General features: G+C 57.0%; 20 protein-coding genes and 1 pseudogene. 16 read left to right on the plus strand and 5 right to left on the minus strand.

Annotated elements, in window-relative coordinates:
• The first annotated feature begins 126 nt into the window (after window positions 1–126).
• From GTQ55_RS03390 to GTQ55_RS03435, 10 genes are all read left to right on the plus strand, one after another.
• A complete protein-coding gene (locus tag GTQ55_RS03390; RefSeq protein ID WP_237567802.1) occupies window positions 127–900 on the plus strand; it encodes an SDR family NAD(P)-dependent oxidoreductase in 774 nt (257 codons plus the stop codon).
• A gap of 71 nt (window positions 901–971) precedes the next feature.
• Window positions 972–2,564: an aldehyde dehydrogenase (NADP(+)) gene (locus GTQ55_RS03395; protein ID WP_161857471.1), complete on the plus strand. Its 1,593-nt coding sequence runs from the start codon at window positions 972–974 to the stop codon at window positions 2,562–2,564.
• A 7-nt stretch (window positions 2,565–2,571) separates the two neighbouring features.
• Complete coding sequence (locus GTQ55_RS03400) at window positions 2,572–3,618, plus strand: aldose epimerase family protein (protein WP_161857472.1); 1,047 nt, start codon at window positions 2,572–2,574, stop codon at window positions 3,616–3,618.
• A 268-nt stretch (window positions 3,619–3,886) separates the two neighbouring features.
• On the plus strand, window positions 3,887–4,834 hold the full coding sequence (locus tag GTQ55_RS03405; protein WP_161857473.1) for an ABC transporter substrate-binding protein: 948 nt from the start codon (window positions 3,887–3,889) through the stop codon (window positions 4,832–4,834).
• Between the two features lie 32 nt (window positions 4,835–4,866).
• Window positions 4,867–6,363: a sugar ABC transporter ATP-binding protein gene (locus GTQ55_RS03410; protein WP_161857474.1), complete on the plus strand. Its 1,497-nt coding sequence runs from the start codon at window positions 4,867–4,869 to the stop codon at window positions 6,361–6,363.
• Window position 6,364: 1 nt separating this feature from the next.
• Window positions 6,365–7,441, plus strand: coding sequence for an ABC transporter permease (locus GTQ55_RS03415; protein WP_237567803.1), 1,077 nt, complete (start codon window positions 6,365–6,367; stop codon window positions 7,439–7,441).
• The gene (gene yjfF / locus GTQ55_RS03420; RefSeq protein ID WP_237567804.1) at window positions 7,438–8,418 is read left to right on the plus strand and encodes a galactofuranose ABC transporter, permease protein YjfF; all 981 of its coding nucleotides are present in this window, start codon (window positions 7,438–7,440) and stop codon (window positions 8,416–8,418) included. Before GTQ55_RS03415 ends, yjfF begins: the two co-directional genes overlap by 4 nt.
• A gap of 58 nt (window positions 8,419–8,476) precedes the next feature.
• Complete coding sequence (locus tag GTQ55_RS03425; RefSeq protein WP_161857475.1) at window positions 8,477–9,397, plus strand: SMP-30/gluconolactonase/LRE family protein; 921 nt, start codon at window positions 8,477–8,479, stop codon at window positions 9,395–9,397.
• Between the two features lie 502 nt (window positions 9,398–9,899).
• Window positions 9,900–11,453 (plus strand): alpha-N-arabinofuranosidase, encoded by a 1,554-nt coding sequence (locus GTQ55_RS03430; RefSeq protein ID WP_161857476.1) that lies wholly within the window; start codon window positions 9,900–9,902, stop codon window positions 11,451–11,453.
• Window positions 11,454–11,539: 86 nt separating this feature from the next.
• A complete protein-coding gene (locus GTQ55_RS03435) occupies window positions 11,540–13,291 on the plus strand; it encodes a diguanylate cyclase (protein WP_161857477.1) in 1,752 nt (583 codons plus the stop codon).
• A 46-nt stretch (window positions 13,292–13,337) separates the two neighbouring features.
• Here GTQ55_RS03435 and GTQ55_RS03440 read toward each other — a convergent pair whose 3' ends face one another.
• Entirely contained in the window at window positions 13,338–13,814 is a 477-nt protein-coding gene (locus tag GTQ55_RS03440; RefSeq protein ID WP_161857478.1) for a LabA-like NYN domain-containing protein, read from the minus strand.
• A gap of 443 nt (window positions 13,815–14,257) precedes the next feature.
• Here GTQ55_RS03440 and GTQ55_RS18035 point away from each other — a divergent pair, with 443 nt between their 5' ends.
• Window positions 14,258–15,778, plus strand: coding sequence for a glycoside hydrolase family 11 protein (locus GTQ55_RS18035; RefSeq protein WP_161859988.1), 1,521 nt, complete (start codon window positions 14,258–14,260; stop codon window positions 15,776–15,778).
• A 42-nt stretch (window positions 15,779–15,820) separates the two neighbouring features.
• Here the strand turns inward: GTQ55_RS18035 and GTQ55_RS03450 are convergent, their stop codons facing one another.
• Both GTQ55_RS03450 and GTQ55_RS03455 read right to left on the minus strand, forming a co-directional pair.
• Window positions 15,821–17,704: an ATP-binding protein gene (locus GTQ55_RS03450; RefSeq protein WP_161857479.1), complete on the minus strand. Its 1,884-nt coding sequence runs from the start codon at window positions 17,702–17,704 to the stop codon at window positions 15,821–15,823.
• Between the two features lie 301 nt (window positions 17,705–18,005).
• A pseudogene (locus GTQ55_RS03455) lies at window positions 18,006–18,278 on the minus strand (energy-dependent translational throttle protein EttA); the annotation flags it as partial.
• A gap of 395 nt (window positions 18,279–18,673) precedes the next feature.
• Here GTQ55_RS03455 and GTQ55_RS03460 point away from each other — a divergent pair.
• Complete coding sequence (locus tag GTQ55_RS03460) at window positions 18,674–20,422, plus strand: hypothetical protein (protein ID WP_161857480.1); 1,749 nt, start codon at window positions 18,674–18,676, stop codon at window positions 20,420–20,422.
• Between the two features lie 2 nt (window positions 20,423–20,424).
• Window positions 20,425–21,204, plus strand: a complete 780-nt coding sequence (locus GTQ55_RS03465) for a hypothetical protein (RefSeq protein WP_161857481.1) — start codon at window positions 20,425–20,427, stop codon at window positions 21,202–21,204.
• Between the two features lie 76 nt (window positions 21,205–21,280).
• On the opposite strand, the gene ettA is transcribed toward GTQ55_RS03465, so the two are convergent.
• Entirely contained in the window at window positions 21,281–22,945 is a 1,665-nt protein-coding gene (ettA, locus tag GTQ55_RS03470) for an energy-dependent translational throttle protein EttA (RefSeq protein WP_161857482.1), read from the minus strand.
• 187 nt (window positions 22,946–23,132) lie between these two features.
• Here ettA and GTQ55_RS03475 point away from each other — a divergent pair, with 187 nt between their 5' ends.
• Complete coding sequence (locus GTQ55_RS03475; protein ID WP_161857483.1) at window positions 23,133–24,239, plus strand: enoyl-CoA hydratase/isomerase family protein; 1,107 nt, start codon at window positions 23,133–23,135, stop codon at window positions 24,237–24,239.
• Window positions 24,240–24,247: 8 nt separating this feature from the next.
• Here the strand turns inward: GTQ55_RS03475 and GTQ55_RS17840 are convergent, their stop codons facing one another.
• Window positions 24,248–24,997: an alpha-amylase family glycosyl hydrolase gene (locus GTQ55_RS17840; RefSeq protein ID WP_237567805.1), complete on the minus strand. Its 750-nt coding sequence runs from the start codon at window positions 24,995–24,997 to the stop codon at window positions 24,248–24,250.
• Window positions 24,998–25,000: 3 nt separating this feature from the next.
• On the opposite strand from GTQ55_RS17840, the gene GTQ55_RS17845 reads away from it, so the two are divergent.
• Together GTQ55_RS17845 and GTQ55_RS03485 are read left to right on the plus strand one after the other, a co-directional pair.
• Window positions 25,001–25,495, plus strand: coding sequence for a hypothetical protein (locus GTQ55_RS17845; RefSeq protein ID WP_237567806.1), 495 nt, complete (start codon window positions 25,001–25,003; stop codon window positions 25,493–25,495).
• 2 nt (window positions 25,496–25,497) lie between these two features.
• Window positions 25,498–25,887, plus strand: a complete 390-nt coding sequence (locus GTQ55_RS03485) for a hypothetical protein (protein ID WP_161857484.1) — start codon at window positions 25,498–25,500, stop codon at window positions 25,885–25,887.
• Window positions 25,888–26,701 lie beyond the last annotated feature (814 nt).

Below are 26,701 nucleotides of genomic sequence, written 5' to 3' on the forward strand. Positions count from 1 at the left end.
GACTCCCGGCGCCCCTCGGGGCGCCTTTTTTCATCGGGCGTTCTGGTTATATCTGTAGGCAGGGTTCACCATGAACCCACGCAATTCCCCGTAGAGGGTGAGTGCAACAACGAATAAAGCGAGCGAATGATGACGCTGACCAATCAATACCCGAGCCTCAAAGGCAAGACAGTTTTTGTTTCCGGCGGTGGCTCCGGAATCGGCGCCAGCCTGGTGGAATCCTTTTTTCAACAGGGTGCCAGGGTCGCTTTTGTGGACATCCAGCAAGAAGTCTCCAACGTGCTGGTTGAGCGCCTGCGCAGTGCAGACAAGTCCGGTGAAGTACGTTTCTACCCCTGTGACCTGACGGATGTTGAGCGCCTGCAGGCGGTGATTGCCCAGGCTGCCGAAGAGCTGGGGCCCATTTCGGTGCTGATCAACAACGCCGCCAACGATACCCGTCACGATTTCCGCGAAGTGACCCCCGAGCAGTGGGACAAATGTCTCGCGGTCAATATGCGTCACCACTTCTTCGCGGCACAGGCCGTGTACCCGTATATGAAACAACTGGGCGCTGGCTCCATTATCAATCTCGGTTCCATGAGCTGGCACGCGGGCCAGGGCGGTATGCCCGGTTACACCAGCTCCAAGGCCGCCATCGAAGGTTTGACTCGCGGCCTCGCCCGCGACATGGGCCCGGATCGTATCCGTGTGAACTGCCTGGTGCCTGGGTGGGTCATGACGGAAAAGCAGCTGAGCGAACGAATAGACGAGAGCGCCCGCGAAGCCATCGACAAGGGGCAGAGCGTGAAAGACCCACTGATGCCGGAAAGTATCAGTGCCATGGCGCTGTTTCTGGCTTCCGACGACGCGTCCATGTGTACGTCCCAGAATTTTATCGTAGATGGCGGCTGGATCTAGAAATGGCCTGTGGCTACGACGTGATCGCCACAATTCCATTTCGAATCGAAAATGTTTTTAGGAGAAGTTGAATGACCATTACCGGAAAGCAATTGATCGCAGGCAACTGGACCGATGGCCGCGCTGACTCGTTTTACGGCGTGAACCCGGCTACTGGCGAAAATCTCGAGCCGGCGATTACTGCCGCCGATGAATTCCAGGTCATTGAAGCGGTCAACGCCGCCAGCGCCTGTGCCACCGAGTTTGCCAACCTGGCCCCGGCCAAGCGCGCTAAATTTCTCAATGCCTGTGCCGACGAAATAATGGCCCTTGGTGATGAATTGCTGGAGCGTGTTTCCGCTGAAACAGGATATCCGCTGGCCCGCGCCCAGGGTGAACGCGGCCGTACCTGTGGTCAGCTGCGCCTGTTCGCCGACTGGATCGTCCAGGGCGAATACCTGGATGCGCGCATCGATACCGCCATGCCGGATCGCGAGCCGCTGCCGCGCCCGGATCTGCGTTCATTCAATCAGGCCCTGGGACCGGTTGCGGTCTTCGGTGCGAGCAATTTCCCGCTGGCGTTCTCCGTCGCTGGCGGGGACACCGCGGCGGCGTTTGCCGCCGGTTGTCCGGTGATTGTGAAGGGACACAATTCCCACCCGGGCACCAGCGAGCTGGTGGCCCAGGCCATCGACAAGGCCGTAAAGAGCACCGGTATGCCCGCCGGCGTATTCTCACTGATCATGGGTTCCGGTCGTCGTGTCGGCGCCGAGCTGGTCCAGGCGCCTGGCGTCAAAGCGGTTGGCTTCACCGGTTCCCTGCAGGGTGGCATGGCACTCTTTAACCTGGCCAATGCCCGTCCCGAGCCGATTCCGGTATTCGCGGAAATGGGCAGCATCAACCCGGTGGTTCTGTTGCCGGAAGCCCTGAAACAGAAGGCCGAAACCATTGCTGAGGGCTTTGTCGGTTCCCTGACACTGGGCACCGGCCAGTTCTGTGTAAACCCCGGCCTGGTGCTGGCGGTTGAAGGCGAAGAGCTGGACCGTTTCATCAGTGCCACCAGCGATGCCCTGGCCAAAGTGGGCTGTGGTGTGATGCTGAACGAGAACACCCTGAAAGGCTACCAGAGTGGTGTTGCCCGCCTGCGCGACCAGGAAGGTGTCGAGCAGGTTGCTGCGGGTGAAGCCGCCGGCAGTGAAAAGGGTTTCACTTGTCAGGCTGGCCTGTTGACTGTGGATGCGAAAAACTTCCTCGCCAACAAAGAGCTGCAGGAAGAAGTATTTGGTCCCATGTCTCTGGTGGTGAAATGTCGCGATCACGCAGAGCTGTTGCAGGCGGTTTCCGCGCTACAAGGTCAGCTGACCGGTACTCTGCAGTGTACTGAGTCCGAACTGGCCAACTATGACGACCTGGTGGAGGTCCTGCGCCAGAAAGTGGGCCGTGTGGTATGCAACAACTTCCCCACCGGTGTGGAAGTGTGCCACTCCATGATGCACGGCGGTCCTTTTCCGGCGGCCACGGATGCGCGCTTCACCTCCGTAGGCACCATGTCAATCGCCCGTTTCGTGCGCCCCATCTGCTTCCAGAACTACCCGGAAGCGCTGCTGCCGGACGCACTGAAAAACAGCAACCCGCTGAATATTGCCCGTCTTGTTAACGGTGAAAAAACCAGTGATGCAATCTGAACTGATTATGCCCAGAGGGATTGAAACTTCGGAGCTGTCGATCGGCAGCGGCAACCGGCCGCTGCAACTGGTTACTCTGGAGAACAACCGCGGTACCCGGGTCACGTTGTGTGATCTCGGCGCCAGTCTGTATTCAATCCACACCAAAGATCGCTACGGTCACAGCGATAATATCCTGCTGACCTATGCGGACCCCCAGCACTGGCTGGACAATTTATGGTACCTGGGCGTAACCGCTGGCCGCGTCGCCAACCGGATTGGTGGCGCGCGCTTTGAGCTGGATGGGGAAACCTTCCTGCTGCCGGCGAACGATGGCGAAAACCATCTGCACGGCGGTCCGGAAGGACTGCACACCAAGCGCTGGCAAGTAGTGCAGAGCGAGTCGGCCGCGCGCTTCCAGTCGGTCACTTTCCGCTGCGTGAGTGCAGATGGTGACGGTGGTTACCCGGGCAACCTGGATATCGAGCTGACCTATTGTCTGGATGAGGACGATGCACTGACACTGGAATACCGCGCGGTTACCGATGCGGATACACCGGTGGCGCTGACCAATCACTGTTACTGGAATCTGGCAGGCAGCGACGGCATTCTGGAACACGAGCTGGAAATCCATGCGGATCACCTGCTGCGTTTGAGCGAGCAGTTAATCCCCACCGGAGAACTGCTGGATGTCACTGACACGCCGGTAGACTTCCGCAAGCGCAAGAAAATTGGTGCGGATATCGAATGGTGGCCGGGTGGCTACGATAACTTCTGGGTAGTCGACGAGACCGCAGGCAAGACGCTGAAGCCGATCGCCTCCCTGATAGATCCCGCATCCGGTCGTTCGGTAAAAATTATTTCGAGCGAAGCCGGTGTACAGTTCTACAGCGGTAATTTTCTGGACGGCAGCCGGAACCGCGACAGCGGCTCCCCTATGAGTCAGTACGCAGGCCTGTGCCTGGAAACCCACGGTTTTCCGGACGCACCCAACCACAAGAATTTCCCTTCTGTCATTCTGAAGAAGGGAGAAGAGTACCGGCAGACAACGGTGTATCAGTTTTCTGCTGAGTGACGATTTGAATTTTGGCCCGGGGTACAGGCCATCGGGCTCTAGTGGCGCACCCGCTGCCGGGGAACTGTTCACGAGACACGCCGTGAACCCATCCCTGGGGGCTCTTCCGCGAGGTCCCTCTCGCGGAAGGTCTCGCGAACAGTTCCCCGGCACCGGGAGCTTCGCATTGCAGTACCTAGTGTTCGTTCAGAAAAACTGGACGGAGCAAAAATGGGAGCTCAGCTCTCAACAATAAATATAAACAATCCAAAGTGATGAGGAGTCCGATATGAAGATCTCTCGAGTCCTGTCCGGCGCTTTTGCACTGGCCCTGTGTGCCAGCCAGAGCGCGCTCGCAACCACCATCGGTTTTTCCCAGGTCGGCTCGGAAAGTGGCTGGCGTACCAGTTTCAGCGAATCGGTAAAAGCCGAAGCCGAAAAGCGTGGTATTGAGCTCAAGTTTTCCGATGCCCAGCAAAAGCAGGAAAACCAGATCAAAGCCGTGCGCAGTTTTATCGCCCAGGGCGTCGATGCCATCATGATCGCCCCGGTGGTGGAAACCGGCTGGAAGCCGGTACTGCGCGAAGCCAAGCGCGCGCGTATTCCGGTGGTCATCCTCGACCGCAATGTCGACGTGAAAAACCAGTCTCTGTTCCTTACCCGCATCGCCTCCGACTTTGTCGAAGAAGGTCGTCGCGCGGCCCAGTGGCTGATGGATGAAACCGAAGGCAACTGCAAGATCCTCGAGCTGCAGGGTACCGTCGGTGCGACCGCGGCTATCGACCGAATGAAGGGCTTCAACGAAGTCATCGCCAAATACCCCAACTCCGAGATCGTGCGCAGCCAGACCGGTGAGTTTACCCGCACCAAGGGTAAAGAAGTGATGGAAGCCATGCTCAAGGCCGAGAACAGCGGTAAAGGTATCTGCGCACTCTGGTCCCACAACGACGAAATGGCCCTCGGTGCCATTCAGGCGATCAAGGAAGCGGGACTGAAGCCGGGTGAAGATATGCTCGTGGTGTCCGTAGACGGCGTGCCGGACTATTTCAAAGCCATGGCGGATGGCGATGCCAATGCCACCGTAGAGCTCAATCCGCACCTGGGTGCGCCGGCATTCGATGTGATCGAGGCCTACCTGAAAGGCGACCGCAAGGTGGAGAAGCTGATTACCACGACTGGCGACCTGTTCACTCAGGAAACCGCCGCTGAAGAATACGCCAAGCGCGCCGGCAATTAACTAGCGCTCGAGATTACAAACGGGTGTGAGCCATGACGTTGTTAAGTCTGAGCAAAGTCGAAAAGCACTATCCGGGTGTGAAAGCCCTGGATGGCGTCGACTTCCAGCTGCGCGAGGGCGAAGTCCACGCACTGTTGGGTGAAAACGGGGCCGGCAAGTCCACGCTGGTAAAAGTCATGACCGGTGCGCTGGAAGGCGACGGCGGCAGCATGACTTATCTGGACAAGCCGCTGAAACTGAAAAGCACTGCCCATGCGCAAACCGTGGGTATCAGCACCGTGTACCAGGAAGTGAATCTGCTACCCAATCTTACGGTGGCGCAGAACCTGTACCTGGGGCGCGAGCCGAAGAAGTTCGGGCTGATCGACTGGAAGCGCATCAATCGCCAGTCGAAAGAAGTGCTCAAGCGTTTTGATCTCGATATCGACGTGACCCGCCCGCTGTCGAGCTTCTCCGTGGCGATACAGCAACTGATTGCCATTGCCCGCGGTGTGGATATGTCCGCAAAGGTACTGGTACTGGACGAGCCCACCGCAAGTCTCGATGCCGATGAGTGCGAGCAGCTGTTTGGCGTGATGCGCGAGCTGAAGGCCAAGGGCATCGGGATCGTATTCATTACCCACTTTCTCGATCAGGTGTACGCGGTGTGTGACCGCATCACGGTGCTGCGCAACGGCCAGCTGGTGGGGGAGTTCGAAGCCGCCACACTGCCCCGCAGTGCGCTGGTGGGACACATGCTGGGCAAGGAGTTGCAGGCGGAAACCAAGGCACAGGCTGACGGTCCACGGCAGCAGAGCGCGCTTGCCGAACCGCTGCTGGACCTGAAACAGGTGGCAGTGCGCGGTTCCCTGCACCCCACCGACCTGACCGTGCGCCGCGGTGAGGCGGTAGGCCTCGCCGGCCTGCTGGGTGCCGGGCGCTCAGAGGTCTGTCGAGCGGTATTCGGTGTAGACAAAAAAACGAGCGGTACTCTTACCTTCAAAAACAGCGAGCAACATTTTCGTCAGCCGTCGGAAGCCATTGCCGAAGGCCTGGCGCTGTGTCCGGAAGATCGCAAAACCAGCGGTATCGTGGGCCCCCTGTCCATTCGCGAAAATATTGCCCTGGCAGTACAGGCCCGCCGCGGCTGGTGGCGCCCCATCAGCCGGGCAGAGCAACAGGCGCTGGCGGACAAGTTTATCGCCGAGCTGCAGATTGCCACCCCGGATGCAGAAAAGCCCATCGAACAGTTGAGTGGTGGCAACCAGCAGAAAGTGATTCTTGCCCGCTGGCTGGCTACCAATCCACAGCTGCTGGTGCTGGACGAGCCAACCCGCGGGGTGGATATCGGTGCCCACGCGGAAATCCTCAAGTTGATCAAAAAACTCTGCAGTGAAGGTATGTCGCTGCTGGTGACATCCTCCGAGCTCGACGAGCTGGTGGCCTTCTCCGACCGGGTCGCGGTGATGCGCGATCGCCGCAAGGTGGCGGAGATCGAGGGCGACGATATTACCGAAGGCAACATCATGCAGGCGATTGCGGAGGCGTAAAGTGAGTAATGTTCAATCCGCTGCGATAGCGCAGCCTGTATCTCCAACCAGAGAGAAGCGGTTCTCGAATATTTCCGGGCGTTACCTGTGGCCGTCATTGGGGCTGTTCTGCCTACTGGCCATCAACCTGGCGATTGCGCCGGAGTTCTTCCATATCGAGATTCATGACGGCCGACTCTACGGAAGTTTGATCGATGTACTGAACCGCAGTGCGCCGGTGGCGCTGTTGGCCATCGGCATGACCCTGGTGATTGCGACCGGCGGTATCGACCTGTCGGTGGGAGCGACCATGGCCATTGCCGGTGCCGTATGTGCCAACCTGATAGTCGGCGGTGTGGACAGTATCTTTCTGCTGATTGCGGCGGGCCTTGCCGCCGGTCTCATTGCCGGCGCGGTCAACGGTGGGCTGGTGAGTTATATGGGCATTCAGCCCATTGTGGCGACACTGATCCTGATGGTGGCCGGGCGCGGTATTGCCCAGCTGATCAACTCCGGGCAGATCGTTACTTTCCAGAATGACGCCTTCGCGTTTCTCGGGACCGGCTCATTTCTCGGATTGCCGTTCCCCATTGTGCTGGTGCTGATTGTGTTTGCGCTGGTGCAACTGCTGATGCGCAAGACCGCACTGGGACTATTTGTGGAAAGCGTTGGTTGCAATGCCGGTGCCAGTTATTACCTCGGTATCAATCAGCGTGCGGTAAAGATGATGGTGTACTGCATTGCCGGCGTATGCGCAGCTCTCGCGGGCATGATTGCCGCAGCCGATATCCAGGGGGCGGACGCCAACAACGCGGGCCTTTGGCTTGAACTGGATGCGATTCTCGCGGTGGTGATTGGAGGTGCCTCGCTGATGGGTGGTCGTTTCTCGATTTTGCTGTCCATCATCGGTGTGCTGGTGATCCAGTGCCTGAGTACCACCATTATCATGAGTGGCCTGCCGGCGAAGTTTAACCTGCTGATCAAAGCGGTGGTGGTGATCTTTGTGTTACTGCTGCAGTCCCCGCTGTTCCAGCAACAGATGGCCGCGCTTTTCTCGCAGTTCAAGAAAAACAAAGACAATGGGGGAGCGCAGGCATGATGAACTCCTTGGCCAACTCCAGATTCACCTCGCTGTATGTGACCACCGCGCTGTTTGTGCTGTTGTTCCTGGTGGGTGCCTTTCAGTTTGACGGTTTTGGCAGTACCCGCGTGGTGGCCAACCTGTTTTCTGATAACGCATTTCTGGTAATTACCGCCATCGGTATGACTTTCGTGATCATTTCCGGTGGTATCGACCTGTCAGTGGGCGCGGTGATTGCGCTCACCGGCGTTGTATGTGGCCTGTTGATCGGCGAACTGCAGATGCACCCGCTGGTTGTATTCCCGCTGGTGTTGATCGGCGGTGGTCTGTTCGGCGCATCCATGGGTACATTGATCCACTACTACAAGCTGCAGCCATTTATCGTCACCCTTGCCGGTATGTTTCTGGCCCGTGGCCTGGCGACCACGCTGAGCGAGGAGTCGATCCCTATCGATCACCCGTTTTACGATACGGTGGCGGATTTCGGCTGGTTGCTGCCCGGTGGCGCCTGGGTGGGCGCCTCTACCCTGATCCTGTTTGCGGTACTGGCGGCGGCCATTGTGCTGGCCCATTTCAGTCGTCTCGGGGGCTTCATCTACGCCCTTGGCGGCAGTGCCCAGTCCGCGCAGCTGATGGGCGTGCCCGTGGCCCGTACCACGATCAGTATTTACGCCATCAGTGGGTTTCTGTCCGCGCTTGGTGGAATTGTCTACTCCTTCTACACTTTCTCAGGATATTCTCTGGCCGCGGTTGGAATGGAACTGGATGCCATTGCGGCGGTGGTGATTGGTGGTACCCTGTTGACTGGCGGTTCCGGCTATGTGGTGGGCACCCTGATTGGTGTGCTGATCATGGGGGTTATCCAGACGTATATCTCGTTTGATGGCACCCTCAACAGTTGGTGGACCAAGATCGTGATTGGCCTGCTGCTGTTTGCCTTTATTGGCATGCAGCGCCTGTTGACCCGGCGCCAGGCGAGTGCCGCGGCCCATTGACCGCGGGCGGCACACAAATTGCCTTGATATTGAAAGACGATAATAAAAGAGGGCGCGCATGCTCGAAGTACAGCGCATAGATGCAATCCAAGTCGGCAATACCCTTGGCGAGGGGGTACTGTGGAATCACAAAGAACAGAGTGTCTGGTGGACCGATATCCACGAGTGCAAGCTTTACCGCCTCACCTGGCCGGGGCGAGCACTGGAGGTGTTCGACACCCCCGAGCGCCTGTGTGCCTTCGGCTTTACCGACCGTGAAAACTGCATCGTGGCTGCCTTCGAAACCGGTTTCGCCCTGTTTGACTACCGTCGCGGCAAGATCTTGTGGCAGAAAACCCTGCTGGAAAAAGGCTGCGGCCTGCGTTTCAACGACGGAAAAATTGATCGCGAGGGCCGCTTCTGGGCGGGCACCATGGCGGAAGATGGCCGCGAGGAAGCTGCCGGTGTGCTCTATTGCCTGGAGCCGAATGGCGTGGTCAGCGAGCATGAAAAGGATGTATTTATTTCCAATGGCTGTTGCTGGAATGTGGATTCCAGCCATTTTTATTTCGCCGATTCACCCCGCCGAAGCATTTACCGGTACAAATTTGACGCCCGTCGTGGCGATCTCGGCAAGCGCGAACTGTTTGCCCGCACCATGTTTGGTATCTACCCCGATGGCGCCACGGTCGATGCCGATGGGTACCTGTGGTCCGCACAGTGGCGTGGCGCGCGCATCCAGCGTTATTCACCCGATGGCAAGCTGGACGGTGCGGTACCCGTGCCTGTCAGTCAGCCCACCTGTGTCACCTTTGGTGGACCGAATATGGATATGATGTTTGTGACCACTGCGAAAGAATCCCTCAACGAGTGGACCCTGGATCGCGAGTGGCAGGCGGGTAACCTGTTCGTGTTCCAGACGCCATTCAAGGGAGTAATGGGATTCCGCTTTACAACGACACAGATACTGGAACAGGTCGAGGAGCTGAAGCCAGCCTGAAAGACGCCGCTTACAGCAAGGATCCCCGCCCGGCTACGCCGCGCGGGGATTTTTTATGCGTGAAGGTTGTTACAGGCAAAAAGGGCCCAGAGGCGGACAGGACTCGTGCCGGCAAAGAAATGGTCCGCCTCCGGCCGCTGTTCACCGGTGGGCACCTTGTCGATGTTTTCACGGGTGCAGAGCCAGACGCGCTCATCGCGGGAGGCGGCCGGAAACGGTGTGGCGGAGTTGTTAGGTTATTAGTAGTATAATAGTATTGTTTTCGACTTGGCAGCAGGCTTGGGGGCAATTGCACTCGAGACGCTCCGAATACAGACACGATTACAACGATAACCATATTAGCGATGACATTCGCAAACTGATTACCCGGGCGCTCGGTTGCGCCTGCCGCTGGATTACGTCCATCGCAGCGGCAGCGCCGGAAGCGCACCAAACACACGCGCACGGCGGCCATCCTTTTTATGTGAACTTTTTTATTAATAAGAATAATGGAGAGAAAAGCATGAAGCTGAAACATTATTTTGCCGTTGTCGCGGTCAGCCTTACGTTTTCTGTATTTGCCGCGGAAGATAATCCAAAAATCACCATCGACAGCACCCGGCCGGGGGCCACGATCAACCGCGATATCTACGGGCAGTTTGCAGAGCATCTGGGGCGCGGGATTTACGAGGGTATCTGGGTCGGCAAAGACTCGGAAATCGAAAACATCAATGGTTTCCGCACCGATGTGATCGAGGCGCTGCGGGAAATCAATGTGCCGCTGGTGCGCTGGCCAGGCGGCTGCTTTGCCGATGAATACCGCTGGCGCGATGGCATCGGTCCACGCGATCAGCGCCCGGTGCGAGTCAACACCCACTGGGGCGGAGTGGAAGAAGACAACGCCTTCGGCACCCATGAGTTTTTCGAACTGGTCGAGCTGCTCGGTGCTGAGGCCTACGTTAACGGCAACCTCGGCACGGGCAACCCGCGGGAAATGGCCGAGTGGCTGGAGTACATGACCGGAACCAGCAACTCCGTGGTGGTGGAAGAGCGGCGCAAGAACGGCCGCGACGCGCCGTGGAAGATTGCCTACTTCGGTGTCGGCAACGAGGCCTGGGGGTGTGGGGGCCATATGCGCCCGGCGTACTACGCGGACCTGTACAACCATTTCGCCACCTTTCTTAAGACCCCGCGTGGCAGCGAACCCAAGTTTGTCGCCAGTGGTGGCCACACCACCGATACTTCCTGGACCGACGTGCTGAGCAAGAATGTCCAGCGTCAGATGGATGGAATCAGTTTCCACTTCTATACCCTGCCCACCGCTAACTGGGACGATAAAGGGGAGTCCACCGGTTTTCCGGAAGATCAGTGGTTTGCGACCCTGTGGCAGACCCTGCGCATGGATGAGTTTATCCGCCTGAACAAAAAGGTTCTGGACAAGAATGATCCGGAGAAAAAGCTTGGCTTTTATGTAGATGAGTGGGGCACCTGGTATAACCCGGAAGAGGGCCGCGAGCCCGGCTTCCTGTACCAGCAGAATACCCTGCGCGACGCCGTGGTCGCGGCGCTGAACTTCAACGTGTTTCACGAGCACGCGGACCGTGTGCACATGACCAACATTGCGCAGATGGTAAATGTGCTGCAGGCGATGATTCTCACGGACAAGGAAAAGATGGTCCTGACCCCCACCTACCATGTGTATGATCTTTACCAGGTATTTCAGGATGCAACGGCGCTGCCATTTGAAATCGAGAATCCGAGCAGCTATCGCGTGGGTGATCAGTCACTGCCCGGCATCAGCGCCTCCGCCGCGCGTGGAAAGGATGGGCAGATATACCTATCTCTAGTGAACCTGGACCCGAATCAGTCACAAAATATCTCGGTGGACGTGAAAGGGTTGGAGCTGACGCGCGCAGACGGCCGGCTGATTACCGCGGACACGATGGATGCCCACAATACCTTTGTCGCACCGAACCAGATTGTACCGGGGGATTATCAGGCGGAAGCAGAAGGCAGCGGCGCATTGCAGCTTGAAGTACCGGCAAAATCGGTGCTGGTGGTCGCTCTAAAAAACTGATGTCGTGCTGATCTCACGGGCATTCATGCCCTTTGTGGTAAGCTCCCCGTATCTATCAGAAGAATAAATACGGGGAAGCGACTGCGATGCATTTCTCAAGGTGGATTTGGGGTCTGGTGTTGATTTCCCTTTCAGTGGTTATCCGTGCCGAGCCGTTTGTCATCGGGGAGGCGCAGGCGGCCCAGAGTCTGACCGAGCACCTGAGAATTCTTGCAGACGAGCAGGGTACCCTTGATTTCCAGGGGGTGCGCACGGCGAAATCTCAGCAGCGCCTGAAACCGCTTGACCGTCAGGGCGCCAATTTCGGTTTCAGCAACGCCGCCTACTGGGTGGCCTTTTCCCTGCAGAATCCCACGGCAAAGCCCGTGGGATTGGTCATACGCCAGGATTATCCTCTGATTGACCAGCTGGACTTCTGGCACCCGGCGCCGGAGGGTGGCTGGACACACATTGCGACCGGCGACCGCCGGCCTTTCCAGTCTCGCCCGCTAAACCTGCGCGACTTCGTTTTTCCCGTTACCCTGCCGGCCAACACAACCCAGACCTACTATCTGCGCTACCAGACCGCAGGATCGATGAATATCGGTCTCAGTGTTAGCAGCAAAACCGCATTTCTGCCCCAGCTGGGCAAGGAGCAGATCCTGCTGGGAATCTACTACGGCGGATTTCTGGTGCTGGTGATTTATAACCTGTTCCTGTTTCTGGCGGTGCGGGACCGGGCCTACGCCTATTACATGGGGTACGCCATCAGCTACGGCCTCTACTTTGGCGTACACAATGGTGTCTCTTTCCAGTACCTGTGGCCGGGGAGTCCATGGCTGGCCAACCAGAGCCTGGTGATTCTGCTTGGTTTTACCCTGATCTTTGGCATCCAGTTTGTGCGCACCGTCTGCTCCGGCCCACGGCTCGCGCCGCGCATCGATAGAGTTGCCCGGTTGTTCCTGTATGTACTGCTACCCCTGACCGCGATCGCACCTTTTGTCAGTTACGGCCCGATGATCCTCACCCTGGCTATCCTGACGCTGCTACTCTCCATTCTGTTTATGGTGATGGGGGTGATCAGCCTGCTCCAGGGGTCCGTTCCTGCGCGCTACTTCCTGGTGGGCTGGACGGCACTACTGGTGAGCGTCGTCATTTATATGCTGAAAACATTTGGCCTGGTGCCACACAACAGCTTTACCCATAACGCGTTCCAGGTCGGCGCATTGGTCGAAATGGTTTTACTTTCCCTGGCGCTGGGTGCCAGGGTCGGCGAACTTCAGCGACGCGGTTATATCGACGAGTTGACCGGTCTTTTCAATCGGCGCTACTTCGACGAACAGTTACCGCGGGAGTTCGGTCTTGCTAAGCGCAATGGCACTCCCCTCGCACTTCTGATTCTCGACCTGGATCACTTCAAAACCATTAACGACTGCCTGGGCCACGCCAGTGGTGATACGGCACTGCGTGCGGTGGGCCAGTTGATCAAGCGACAGGTGCGCAAACCGGTCATCGCCTGTCGTTATGGCGGAGAGGAATTTGCGGTGCTGCTGCCGCGCACAAGTATCGAGGCCGCACAAACGGTGGCAGAAAGACTGGTGCGGGAAGTGGCACAAGCCGGTTTTGACGGCGTTCCGCTGACAATCAGCATCGGTGTCGCGAGTTCCGAAAACAGCCGTATTGGCGCCGCTGTACAATTATTCGAATCCGCGGACAAGGCACTTTACCAGGCCAAGGCGGACGGACGGAATCGTGTGGTCGTCGGAAATCTTGCGGAGACTGCTGTAAAGGGCATAGCACAAAAGGGCGTAGCTCAACGGGGTCAACAGCAACATAAAGATGAGGTAGAACTGGCATAAAGTGAGGGCGCGACAGCCAGGGGATACGACGGTTGCCTGAACCATTTCAGCGCAACAGTAAATCATTCTCTATCGGGATAAATTCGCTCGCCGCATCGATCAATGAGCCCGCCGTCAGTGCGGCGACACCATAGACTTCTACGGTTTTTTTACCATCGGATCGCAATTTCTTCACCAGCAGGTCGAAGTCCCCATCGCCGGATACCAGAACGACCACATCGGCGTCTGTCCCGTATTCGAGCGCGTCGATGGTGATGCCTACATCCCAGTCTCCCTTGGCAGAGCCATCGGCACGCTGGATAAAAGGTTTCAGTTTCACCTCAAATCCTATCGCCCGGAGTATGTTCTGGAATTCACGTTGCTTTCTGTCGCCCCGGTCGATGGCATAGGCAATTGCCTTGGTAACCTGCCGGCCTTTGGTCGCTCTCGACCAGAATTCGTTGTAGTCAAAATTACAGCTAAATGCCTGCCTGGTGGTGTAGTACACGTTTTGAACATCAATAAAAATCGCCACGGTTTTCATATGCGGTGAGGCCTCGATACTTGTCGCCAGGGCGGTTTGAGATTGACTGAGTTCGGTTTTCTATGAAAAAGATCATAACAGCTTTGCTCACCTGTCTTTCCCTCGGTGTCTGAGCGCAGCCATTTAACGTGGCGCCCTGATCCTGTTTCGAGGGACAGAGTCCGGTAATACGCATAACTCCTCCCCCACACCAATTTTCCAGCCTGTGAATCGCGTCTCTTTTCACCGTGGCTTAGCGTGCCGCGTGGTGGTTATTAACGCCTTTCTGTCTTCACGTGTTGACTTGCCGTTGTCTTGGGCTCATTTTTGGTAGCGCTAACATGTTGGCTCGAAGAGATGGCATTTCCCGCGATCGCGCGCAGCGGGACCTCTCCCAAAAACAATAAAGACCCACAACATGGAGAAGCGACTAGATGAGAAATCTACGCAAACCGTTTGACTGGATGTACCCAAAAAACACACCCAAAGATCAGCGTCGGCGCAGGAGTACTCTGTCCGTCTTTGCCCTTGGCGTAATTGCTTCGCTCGGATTTTCCGCTGTCGACGCTCAGACCCTGACCTCCAACCAGACCGGCAACCACAACGGCTATTTTTATTCCTTCTGGACCGATGCCCCCGGCACCGTGTCGATGACCCTGGGTGCCGGCGGTAACTACAGCTCCTCCTGGAGCAACACCGGCAACTGGGTGGGCGGCAAGGGCTGGAACCCGGGCGGACGCCGCACCGTGAATTATTCCGGCACCTTCAACCCTTCTGGCAACGGTTATCTCACTCTGTACGGCTGGACTCGCAATCCGCTGGTCGAGTATTACATTGTGGATAACTGGGGCTCCTATCGTCCCGGCGAAAGCGGGACCTACTACGGCACCGTCAATACCGACGGTGGCACTTACGATATCTACCGTACCCAGCGGGTCAACAAGCCGTCTATCGAAGGTGACTCTTCCACGTTTTATCAGTACTGGAGTGTGCGTCAGCAGAAGCGTACTGGCGGCACCATCACCGCGGGTAACCACTTCGACGCCTGGGCCAGTCATGGTATGAACCTGGGTACCCACGACTACATGGTGATGGCTACCGAGGGTTACCAGAGCAGCGGTAATTCCAATATCACGCTGGGCACCAGTGGTGGAAGTTCCGGCGGCAGCTCGGGCGGAAGTTCTGGCGGTAGTTCAAGCGGTAGCACGCCTTCCAGTACGGACATCGTCGTGCGTGCCCGGGGTGTGGCCGGTGGTGAGCACATCAATCTGCGTATCGGCGGCAATGTGGTTGCCGACTGGAACCTGGCCACCAGCAATGCGGACTACACCTATTCCGGCAGTGCCGCCGGTGACCTGCAGGTGGAATTCGACAATGACGGCGGCAGCCGCGATGTGATTCTCGACTATGTGTACGTCAACGGCGAAACCCGTCAGGCGGAAGATATGGAATACAACACCGCCACTTATGCCAACGGCGAATGCGGCGGCGGTTCCTATTCTGAAACCATGCACTGCGGCGGCGTAATCGGCTTTGGCGGTACCGGTGCCTGTTTCAGTGGCGACTGCGGAGGTTCATCCGGTGGCAGTTCTGGCGGCAGTTCTGGCGGCAGTTCTGGTGGTTCGTCCGACAATATTGTGGTTCGCGCCCGCGGCACCAGCGGCAGTGAACAGATCAACCTGATTGTCGGTGGTACCGCGGTTGCGAACTGGACCCTGAGTACCAGTGCCCAGGACTACACCTATATCGGCGGCGCGTTCGGTAATGTGGATGTGGAATTTACCAACGATGGTGACGGTCGCGATGTGATTCTGGATTACATCCAGGTCAATGGCGAAATCCGCCAGGCGGAAGACATGGATTACAACACTGCCACCTATGGCAATGGCGAGTGCGGTGGAGGTTCCTACTCCGAAGTCATGCATTGCAGCGGTGTGATTGGCTTCGGCCACTCGGACGACTGTTTTAGCGGTAGCTGTCAGTAAACGATTTGTCTGTTCAACTATCAGGGGGTGAGGTTTCGCCCCCTAATCAATCTGCACCGGCGGCGTATGTAGCCCCAAGTGCTTCTGCATGGTGGTAATCAGTTGCGGAAGTACGATGGGTTTTGTCAGGTACTCATTCATACCGGCATCCAGCGCCGCGTTTCGCTGCTCGCTGAAAGCGGCCGCAGACAGCCCGATAATTGGTGTATTGCGGATTTCCGGAATTTGGCGAATTTCCCGGGTGGCTTCCAGACCGCTGAGGCCGGGCATCTGTACGTCCATGAATATCAGTTGCGGGCGTAGTTTCCGCGCTAATGTAATTCCCTCGCGACCATTGGCCACAAAGGTGGCGTTTACCCCTAGGTCATCGCAAAAGGCTTGCATCAGTGTCTGGTTGAGAGCGTTGTCCTCGAAAATAAGCGCGCTTATCCCCTGCAGGCCCACCAACGAAGCGTCATTGGTGCTGCCCAGCGTTGGGACCGGGCAACCTTCTCGCAATGGTAGTAGTACCCGAAAGCAGGTGCCCACTCCGGGTTCACTCTGCAGGCTGATTTCACCACCGAGCAGCTCCACCAGACTGCGGGTGATGGGAAGCCCCAGGCCTGTGCCGCGCGCCTGTCCGTCGGATGACTTGTCCACCTGCTCAAAGGGTTCAAAGACCACTGCCTGCTGCTCTTCAGGAATACCAATGCCGCTATCGATGACCTCGATACAGATCAGATCCTGAATCTGTTCTTTCTGATGGTCTTTCCGCTGAGAGCGAATCCGGATTTCAATAGTGCCTTCAGCGGGTGAAAACTTGATGGCATTGCCAATCAGGTTGATCAGTATCTGGGAAAGCTTGCCCCGATCGCTGCAGATGAACTCCGGGAGGACCGGGTCGATTTCGCAGTGGAAGTGGAGTCCTTTGCAGGTAGCCTGGGATTCGCAGGAAATGAGAATGCACTGGATCAGGCCGCGCAGCTGAAAATCTTCTGCAACCGCTTCGATTTTCCCGGCCTCGATGCGTGAAATATCCAGCACGTCGTTGACCAGTTCTGCGAGCCCCTGGCCGCTGATGGCGATCTTCTCCAGAAAATCGCGAAACTCCTGCGGTAGCCCGCCGCCGGCACTGCGGTTGAGCAGTACCTGGCTGAAACCCACGATCCCGTTGAGCGGAGTGCGGATTTCGTGGCTCATATTGGTCAGAAATTCGGTTTTCGAGCGGCTGAAAAATTCGGCCTTTTCCTTGGCCTGGATCAGGTCCCGCTCCAGGCGCTTGCGATCGGTGATATCCAGAATCACACCGATCAGCCCTCCGAGTCGGCCATCTTCCAGTTCGTAGGCGGCCTTGTTGAAGATGACATCGTGCAGGGTGCCGTCCGCATAGACCACCTGCGACTCGTAAACCTGCTGTCCGCGCTGCCGCATCAGCTCGATATCTTTCTCGTGATACACCTGTGCCTGTGGTCCCGGCGAGACGCCATACACCGAGCGGCCGACAATTTCTTCGCGACGCTTGCCGAGGAATTCCTCGAATGCCCGGTTACAGCCGGTGTAAATGCCGTTGGCATCTTTGTAGAAAATGGGTGCGGGGATGGCGTCGATCAGGATCTGGAGGAACTGTAGCTGGTCAGACAGTGCCAATTCCGTAGTCTCCCGCTCCAGTAGCTCGCGCTGGTACTGGGTATTTAGCCTCTCCTGGTGGGTCAGCATAGACGAGAGATGATCGGTGAGTCGCCGATGCCGGCAATAGAGGAGATAGCAGCATATGCCTACCAGTGCAGTAGCCAGTAACATTCTGGCGATCGAGCCCAGTAGAAGCCTGTCCTGTGACAGCCAGGTGGTGATGATCCATTCGCTGACACCCAATAATGCCAGCACAACCAGGCTACCCGGCAGGTAGTAGCGTTTGAGTGGAAACTGCGTGCCGGGAGGAGGGATCATTGCGCGGTCTGCCTTGCTATTCTGAACCTGTTACCCTACTCAAACCGGTAGGGCAGGGCAATATACACTCGTGACACACTATCGTGAGGGGAGCATTCAGCCTTCCTTTAGTTTTACGTTATGTGAACGGCGATCTAATACTGCAACTTTTCTCGCCGACAGACTTCGGGCTGCCTTTTTTCGCCGTGGGGGAAGTAATTGATAGCGGGGTTGCGGAGCTGAAGCTTCTCGGTCCCGGGGTATAAAAAAGCCCGCAACGCCACTGAAGCGTTGCGGGCTTTTTCGTTCTATCGAAGACCGATCAGGTCTTGATCTTCTTGTACTGCATCCGGTGCGGGATGGCATTCTCGCCGTTGCGCTTCACGAAATCCTCGTGGTACTCGGTGTAGTTGCCCTCGAAGAACGCCACATTACTGTAGCCTTCGTGCGCCAGGATATGTGTCGCAACCCGGTCCAGAAACCAGCGGTCGTGCGAGATCACCATGGCGCAGCCGGGGAAGCTCAGCAGGGCTTCTTCCAGGGCGCGCAGGGTTTCGATGTCCAGGTCGTTGGACGGTTCGTCCAGCAGCAATACGCAGGAGGCGAGCAGCCACTCACTGACGGCGACGAGAACCACGATGGCAAGACCGACCGGCAGGTAGTAGCGCGTGAGCGGGAACGGCTCAGTGGCTCGGGGCATCGCAGGGCTCTTCAGCGGAAGTTGGGTTTATAACGCTACCCACGGCGGTCGCTGCCGGCAAACTATTGCACCGCACGGCAAACCTTGGCGCCTAATTCATCTCGAATCCTCGTTTTTTCGCAGATTCCATAATTTTTTCTCGAATTATTCCTGAGAGTCGCGCAAAATGCCTTCACGAGAATAAAATATTCCATTGCGATATGTTCCCGGGTGTTTGGGGAAATTAGCGCTTCAGTCAGCGGTACCCCGGGGTGCAAGGCACCCCGCTAGCTTGTCTCTGGAGGCAAATAATGAAAATAAACCCTTACCTCGGTTTCCTCGCTGGCGCGCTGTTGCTGGTTAGTGCGGCAGCACAGGCTGCTCCCTGGAACACGCCCGATTACTACCTCTGCGAGAACCGCGTGGGTGGCGAGTGGAACTATGGCCGCGTGCCATCAGGCTGTGATTTGGATCCGTGGGGGGATCCACGGTTTACCTATGAGAATTTTGGTCCACTGGTGTTCAACGATGGCCTGGATCGTGCCAGTGAGCGCGCGCGCTATATGGACGAGATGCATTCAGTGATCCGCGAGTCCGCGCTGTATTACCTGAGCCAGCGCAAGGACCCGGCGGAGGGTGAGGCCGAGAGTTGGGTGCATGCGATGCTGGCGGTGGCCCAGCAGGAAACCTTCTGGAGCCATTATCGTGAAGCGGTGGAAGACGCGCGGCTTAAAATGATCCGAGGCGATAGCGGCCACGGACACGGCATGATGCAGGTGGATGATCGCTGGCATTTTGATGCGCTGGAAAATGGCGCAGGCTGGCAGATATTTGCCAATCTCGGCTACGCCATGGATATCTATTACACTGCCTGGCAGGACGCAGCGACCGAGGCCTGTGTGCCAGACGGCGATTGGGTCGCTCGCGCACGCTCGGCTTACTCCATGTACAACGGAGGGCCGAGCAAGGGTTGCCGCTGGACCGACTCGAGTGATGTCTGGTATCGCAACGATGAGGCTTACATCGAAAAGTACAATAACCAGAGCTGGCTCAACCTGATGTCGAATCCGGAATATGTCACTGCGCTGGATGTTGTCTGTTTCGTAGAGGCAGCTGAGGGTTGCTCTGGTATTCAGGCAATCGACCCGGACGATAGTGTTAACTGGGAAGGGCGGGTCGTGCGATTGGAGTCCGGCGAGTCCTGCCTTTACGACGGCAGCGTACTCGACTGTGTAGAACAGATGGAAGACTTTATCTGTGTCGCTTTGCAAAACGATGTAATTGCAATTAGCTCTATTTACCCTAGCGCCGCAGCCACGGACGGCATTAATCGCAGCATACAGGATCGCCACCAGTGCTGGGACACCGCTCTGGGTGAGCTGCGCAAGGTGGGGCAGACCATCCAGACTGTGCAGGGTATCAACCTGCGAGAAACACCAGGGGGTACCGACACTGGTGCCGATACCGAGGTGGGTCAGTTCTATCAGGTGTTGGATATGGTGGTGCGCGACCAGGTTGAGCTGCACCGCTATTATCGGGTGCGCGTCGGTGATGTCGAGGGCTATATCTATGGCGGCGACGCAAGTGACAAAGACGAGTGGGCGCTTGCAGCGGAACACGCGAACCTGGGTGACGTTATAGTGCCGCAGCCCGGTGATACCCTGCGTGTGCTGAACAGTGACGGTATCAAAATTGAGGACGCACCCGGAGGTGCCGAGGTAGGGAAGGTCGAGGCAGCCACCGAGCACCTGGTAGATGAAGTACTGGTGCAGGGGGTGGAAAACCATATCTATTACAAGATCAACGATGCGGGAATCACCGGGTACATTTATGGCGGGCAGCTGCTCGGAGGAAATACCCAGGCTGACTGGGCGGAGTATGTGTCGGCATCCTCCGATTCCGGCTCTGGCAGCACCGGGGGTACCTCAACGGATAATGGTTCCACGCCTGCACCGGAGCAAGCGTCCGGTGGCAGCAGCGGCGGTGCGCCTAGCTGGCTACTGTTGATACTTTGCGGGGCATGGGGCTTGCGCCGCCTGCGGATCTGGGAGGGTAAGTAATTATGAAGCGTATTTTACTCTCCCTGGTTGTACTGGGTTTCCTCGGTAGTGCAGCGTTCTGGTTGGGGCACGGCGCCGCGCAGTTAGAATCTGCAGGCCAGCCCACGCAGGCCGCCCAGCCTGCAGCTGCCGAACCCTCGCCCCAGCGCGTAGCGACGGAAAGCTCAACGGCACTCGCGGCAGTGGCACCAGAGCAAAATGCGCGCATTGAGCAGCGCGAGCGTGCCGCCGCTGAAATCCTGAGCCTGCTCTCTTGTGACGAAACAGATAGCTGTCCGCAGGATAACAGCGACCCACGGGCCGGTTTCTTTTTACAGGGCGAAATGCTGATAGCGCAATTACGTGATTTCGACAGGGAGTTTGCCGGCACTGCGGGATTCGATGCACAGCTGGCAGAATTGATCGCTGAGCTGCTTGCCCATAAGAATGGTCACGTGCAGGCAGAAGCGGTCGATTTCATGGCGCAACAAGAACCCAACAGGCGGAGTGCGCAGGCACTGATCTCGGCGCTGGTGGATACCGCGGATGGAAAGTTGTTCGCCAAGGCGCTGCCGGAACTCGCACGCTACCCGTCTTTGGAGACGGAGGTTCGCGATTTGTATGAGTACACCTTGCGCTCTGGTTCCCTCTCTGCGTCCCGCGCGCTGGCGCAAAACCTGGGGCCCTACCTGAACCAGGGCAATATCGGATTTTATTCCGCGCTTGCACAACAGTTGCCAGGGCAGGCCGCAAAAACGCGCTACCTGAAAGCAACGCTGGAAGCTTACGAGCGGCGCGAGTAAACCTCAGGACGTCTTTGCCAAAACCCACAAAAAAGGGCGGTCAGTGACCGCCCTTTTGTTTTGCCGTAACTGAAGATCAGGTCTTGATCTTCTTGTACTGCATCCGGTGCGGCGTGGCATTTTCACCATTGCGCTTCACGAAATCCTCGTGGTACTCGGTGTAGTTGCCCTCGAAGAACACCACATTACTGTCGCCTTCGTACGCCAGGATATGTGTCGCAACCCGGTCCAGGAACCAGCGGTCGTGCGAGATCACCATGGCGCAGCCGGGGAAGCTCAGCAGGGCTTCTTCCAGGGCGCGCAGGGTTTCGATATCCAGGTCGTTGGATGGTTCGTCCAGCAGCAGCACGTTGGCGCCCTGTTTCAGGGTGTAGGCCAGGTGCAGGCGGCCGCGCTCACCGCCGGAAAGCTCGCCCACACGTTTCTGCTGATCACTGCCCTTGAAGTTGAACCGGCCGATATAGTTGCGCGAGCCCACTTCGTAGTTGTTGATCTTGAGCATGTCGTGACCGTCGGAAATACATTCCCACACGGTCTTGTTGTCGTCGAGGTTTTCACGGCTCTGGTCGACGCTGGCGATCTTTACGGTCTCGCCAATCTTGATCTCGCCGGAGTCCGGCTGTTCCTTGCCGTTGATCATGCGGAACAGGGTGGATTTACCGGCGCCGTTACCACCGACGATGCCGACGATGGCACCCTTGGGTACCCGGAAGGACAGGTCGTCGATCAGTACGCGATCGCCAAATGCCTTGCTCACATGGTTCAGCTCGATCACGTTGTCGCCCAGGCGCTCACCCGGCGGAATGTAGATCTCGTTGGTCTCGTTGCGGGCCTGGAATTCCTGGGACTGCATTTCTTCCAGGCGGGACAGGCGCGCCTTGCTCTTGGACTGGCGGCCTTTGGGGTTCTGGCGGGCCCATTCCAGTTCTTTCTGCATGGCCTTGGCGCGGGCCTGCTCGCCCTTCTGCTCCTGCTCCAGGCGCTTCTCTTTCTGTTCCAGCCAGGTGGTGTAGTTGCCTTCCCAGGGGATACCGTGGCCGCGGTCCAGTTCCAGAATCCAGCCGGCGACATTGTCGAGGAAGTAGCGGTCGTGGGTAATGGCGACCACGGTGCCGTCGAAGTCGTGCAGGAAGCGTTCGAGCCAGAATACGGATTCAGCGTCCAGGTGGTTGGTGGGTTCGTCCAGCAGCAGCATATCCGGGCGGGACAGCAGCAGGCGGCACAGGGCCACACGGCGCTTCTCACCACCGGAGAGGTTGTTCACGTCGGCGTCCCACGGCGGCAGGCGCAGGGCGTCGGCGGCCACTTCGAGACGGTGCTCCAGGTTGTGGGCATCCCAGGCCTGGATCACGTCTTCATACTGCTGCTGTTTCTTCGCCAGCGCGTCGAAGTCGGCATCGGGCTCGGCGTAGTCGGCATAGACCTGTTCGAGGCCGGCGAGGGCGTCGATGGCCTCACGCATGCCGTCTTCCACGTTGCCACGTACATTCTTGGCCGGATCCAGCTGCGGCTCCTGCGGCAGGTAGCCGACCTTGATACCCGGCATGGCGCGAGCTTCGCCGTTATAGTCTTGGTCGACCCCGGCCATGATGCGCAGCAGGGTGGACTTACCGGCGCCGTTCAGGCCCAGTACGCCGATTTTGGCGCCGGGAAAGAAGGACAGGGAGATATCTTTCAGGATCTCACGCTTGGGCGGAACAACCTTGCCCACGCGGTTCATTGTGTATACGTATTCAGCCATTAGAGCTCTAATCCAGTCGGTCGGAATTTGGGCGCAAGTTAGCAGTTTGTTGAAAAACTTCAACCGGTGGATGATGAATCACCCCGCGGCCGCCCGCTACGGTGAATCCGGACGAAAACCGGGGTAATGCCACCCGTCCCCCATCTGTGTTTAACTTTGCCTCCGAACACACCAGCCGGGAACCAGTATGACCCAGGAATCACCCCTTATCGTCGAACGTCAGGGCCCCATCGGCAAACTGACGCTCAATCTGCCCAAAGCCCACAACGCCCTCAACCTGGAAATGATCGACCTTATGGCCGCCCAGCTGGACGAATGGGAAGCAGACGACAGCATCGCCTGTATCTGGATCGAAGGCGCCGGCGACAAGGCCCTGTGTGCCGGTGGCGACGTCGTGGCGCTGCACAAAGCCTCGGGCAGCTACACAGAACAGGGCGCGGGTCAGTTTGTGGAAGACTTCTTCACCCGCGAATACCGTCTCGACTACCGCATCCACACCTACCCCAAGCCTGTCGTGGTGTGGGGCAGCGGTATTGTCATGGGCGGCGGTATCGGCATCATGAGCGGTGCCAGCCACCGCATCGTCACCGAAACCACCCGCATGGCCATGCCCGAAATCACCATTGGCCTGTTCCCGGATGTTGGGGGCAGCTGGTTCCTGAACCGCATGCCCGGCCGCACCGGGCTGTTCCTCGGCCTCACCGGAGCCCAGTTCAACGGCACCGATGCCCTTTACTGCGGCATGGCCGATCGCCTGCTACCCGCTGCGGGTAAAGATGACCTGCTGGCGGGACTGGCGGCGCTGGCACTTACCGACGATGCGAATCAGAACCACGTACTGGTCAGCAAGGCTATTCAGTCCCGCGAACTGCCCGCCGCGGATCAGCCAGCCCCCAACCTGCGCACCCATTACGACGTGATTCAGGAACTCACCGACGGCGCCACGCTGCCGGAGGTGTATGCAACGATCGCCAACTACAGCGGCGACGACAAATGGTTGCAACGCGCCTCTGCCACCATGCTGGCGGGATGTCCGCTCACGGCCTGGATTGTCTGGGAGCAGCTGCGTCGCGCCCGGCATATGTCGCTGGCGGATGTGCTGCGCATGGAGCTGGCCCTGGCCGTGAACATGTGCAACAACGGCCAGGTGAAAGAGGGCGTGCGTGCACTGCTGATCGACAAGGATCGCAACCCGCAGTGGCAGCCGGCAACCCTGGCTGAGGTTTCCAGAGATGACGTGGAAGGTTGTTTCTCAATGCCCTGGGCTCAAAGCCCGCTGGCCGACCTGAAATAGCCAGCAGTTTATCGTTCAGGTACAAAAAAGGGCGGTATCTCTTCAGAGGTACCGCCCAAACTGTTGCCGGTCCCGGACAAATCGGTCGGCGTGTAGTAACTGGTGGAGATGGGCTCGAATACCGACTTGGAGTACGTGTGGTTGTACACCACGTCCATCACCACACGCAGGCCCGCCTTGTGGAACTCGTCCACCATGGTCTTGAACTCGCGTATCCGGTTTTCATAGTCCGTAGGGGTCAGGCAGTAGCGCTCTTCCGGGACATTGAAATTGCGCGGATCATAGCCCCAGCTGTAACAGGTGCTGTCAGCGGGGTCGGCACAGGCGTTGAAGTCGTACACCGGCAAAAGCTGCACATGGGTAACACCCAGTTCCTTGAGGTGATCGATACCGGTCGATACATCATTGTAGGTGCTGCCGCTTTCAACCATACCGAGGAACTTGCCGCGCTTGTCACTGCTCACACCTGACTCGGGTGCGATGGTGAAGTCGCGCACGTGTACCTCGTAAATGACCGCGTCCTCACGCTCATTGAGAACCGGGCGCACCGACCATCCATTGGGTAGCTCGGTACGCGACATATCCATTACGATATTGTTATCGGTATCGGGCTCGACCATCTTCCCGTATGGGTCCCGTACCACCACGCCGTTGACGACAAAATAGTAGGGCTTCAGTCGCCAGTCGCCGCTGACGGTTACCGAGTAGACATCCGTGAGGCCGGTGCCTGACAGCGCGCTGGAAGAGACTTTGCGCATCGGATGGCTCTGCCCATCGAGCACCAGCTGCACGTTATCGTGGTCGGGCGACCACAGGGAAAATGTGGTTTCCGTGGGGGAATACACTGCACCCAGCGCCTCCACCCGGCTGCCGCAGCTCTCCGTGCACTCCACCGGCTCCAGAGAGTAGTTGAGGCTGGCATCATTGATCGTGAGCAGGTAATCGCCGTTGGCGCTGGTATAGATGTCAGCACCGGTCTGCTCGAGCGTGCCATGAGGGTTCTTGGGGCCGAAATTTGGCTCAAGAAGTCTTCGGAAGACCTGGCTAAATGTGATGCGCTCATTACGTTGCTGGAAAGCCCAGAGCTTGAGAACGGCTCTATTGTGTGGAATCGAGACAATGGCTGGAATCTGACCAACAATGCTGCGGTCATGACAGGTCTGATAGATGTCGAAACAATCGAGGCTGAGAACAAATCTACAGCCTTGCCGTCGCTCGATGAACTGATTGCACTTAACAACCGGTTTGGGGGTTAACAGTGGGACACTTAACTGACAAAGATGTGGTTAAAATCGTCAAGATTATCAACAACTGGTCCGACCCCAAGCTCACTTGGCCGTCGCTAGTGGAAGCCTGCAAGAGCAAGCTAAATATTAGCCGCACTCGTCAGGCGCTGGCCGCAATTCCTGCTATTAATATGGCTTACAAAGACCGAAAGGCAGCGCTGAGAAATACGACTCAAAAGGCGGATTGGATCAAAGATATCCATCAGGCAAACGAAAAGATTGAGGCGCTGACAAAAACCCTGCAACAGCTACAAATGGTGAACCAACAGCTCTTGCAGCGCTTTTTGATTTGGCAAGCCAATGCCGATATGCACGGGGTGTCGCTGGAAAAGTTAGAGCAACCCGTTTCATCGCTTAGGTAGCAGTCGGGATGGTTCAGCTGCGAGGATCGACTGGAAATCCTATGTCCACTAAAGCGGGAGAAGATCACTCAGGGTTCAGTGGCCAAAAAGAGTTAACCACTACAGTGTAAGTGCTGGGGCATTTTAAAGTAGTTATGCGTTATATGCCTCGAAATCTATCATTTTTTAAGAGATAAACTAAGTATTGCCAAAACACTAAAATTACCGCTAAGCCAAATCCACACTCAATGAAAAAGAACTCGTTTCCAGATGGAAACCAACTAAGATGAACTCCCAATCGATAGAAGAGTTCCGCTAAAATTCCAAGGGTCGCGAAAGCGATCGCTCCAGGATTTACTATAATTGCGAAAATTAAAAGTTTCTCAATTTTTTTTAATATAGACATCAATGTAACCGTTAAAAATAAAAAATATTTTTGTGATTTATGTGAAAAGATAAAATGCCACAATCGAAAAGAAAATATAGGGAATCTAAAGAAAGCGAAAGATCATTCTTTTACATGGCTTAATCAAAATTAGCATCTTTCTTAAATATAACTGCGCACGCTTACCAAAGAGTGCCCAGAATTTTTACTGGCAGCCCGGTTTTCTTAATTGCGTATCGTAATCTGAACAATTTTGGGCTCTAGAGCCCGCGCCACTTATAAAATTACTTAGTAGCGTATCAGCAATGCCCACCATTGCAGGTTGTGTCGGTGGCAAAGCCGGTCTCGTCGTGTCAGCTAGATGCTGAGCCATAACTCTATCAGCAGATGTTGCCGAAGAAACTGCTCGGTTAACCGCAGCAACCCTAAGCAATTCGAATCCGTCACCAA

The organism is Microbulbifer hydrolyticus (assembly GCF_009931115.1).
GTDB classification, from domain to species: Bacteria; Pseudomonadota; Gammaproteobacteria; order Pseudomonadales; family Cellvibrionaceae; genus Microbulbifer; species Microbulbifer hydrolyticus.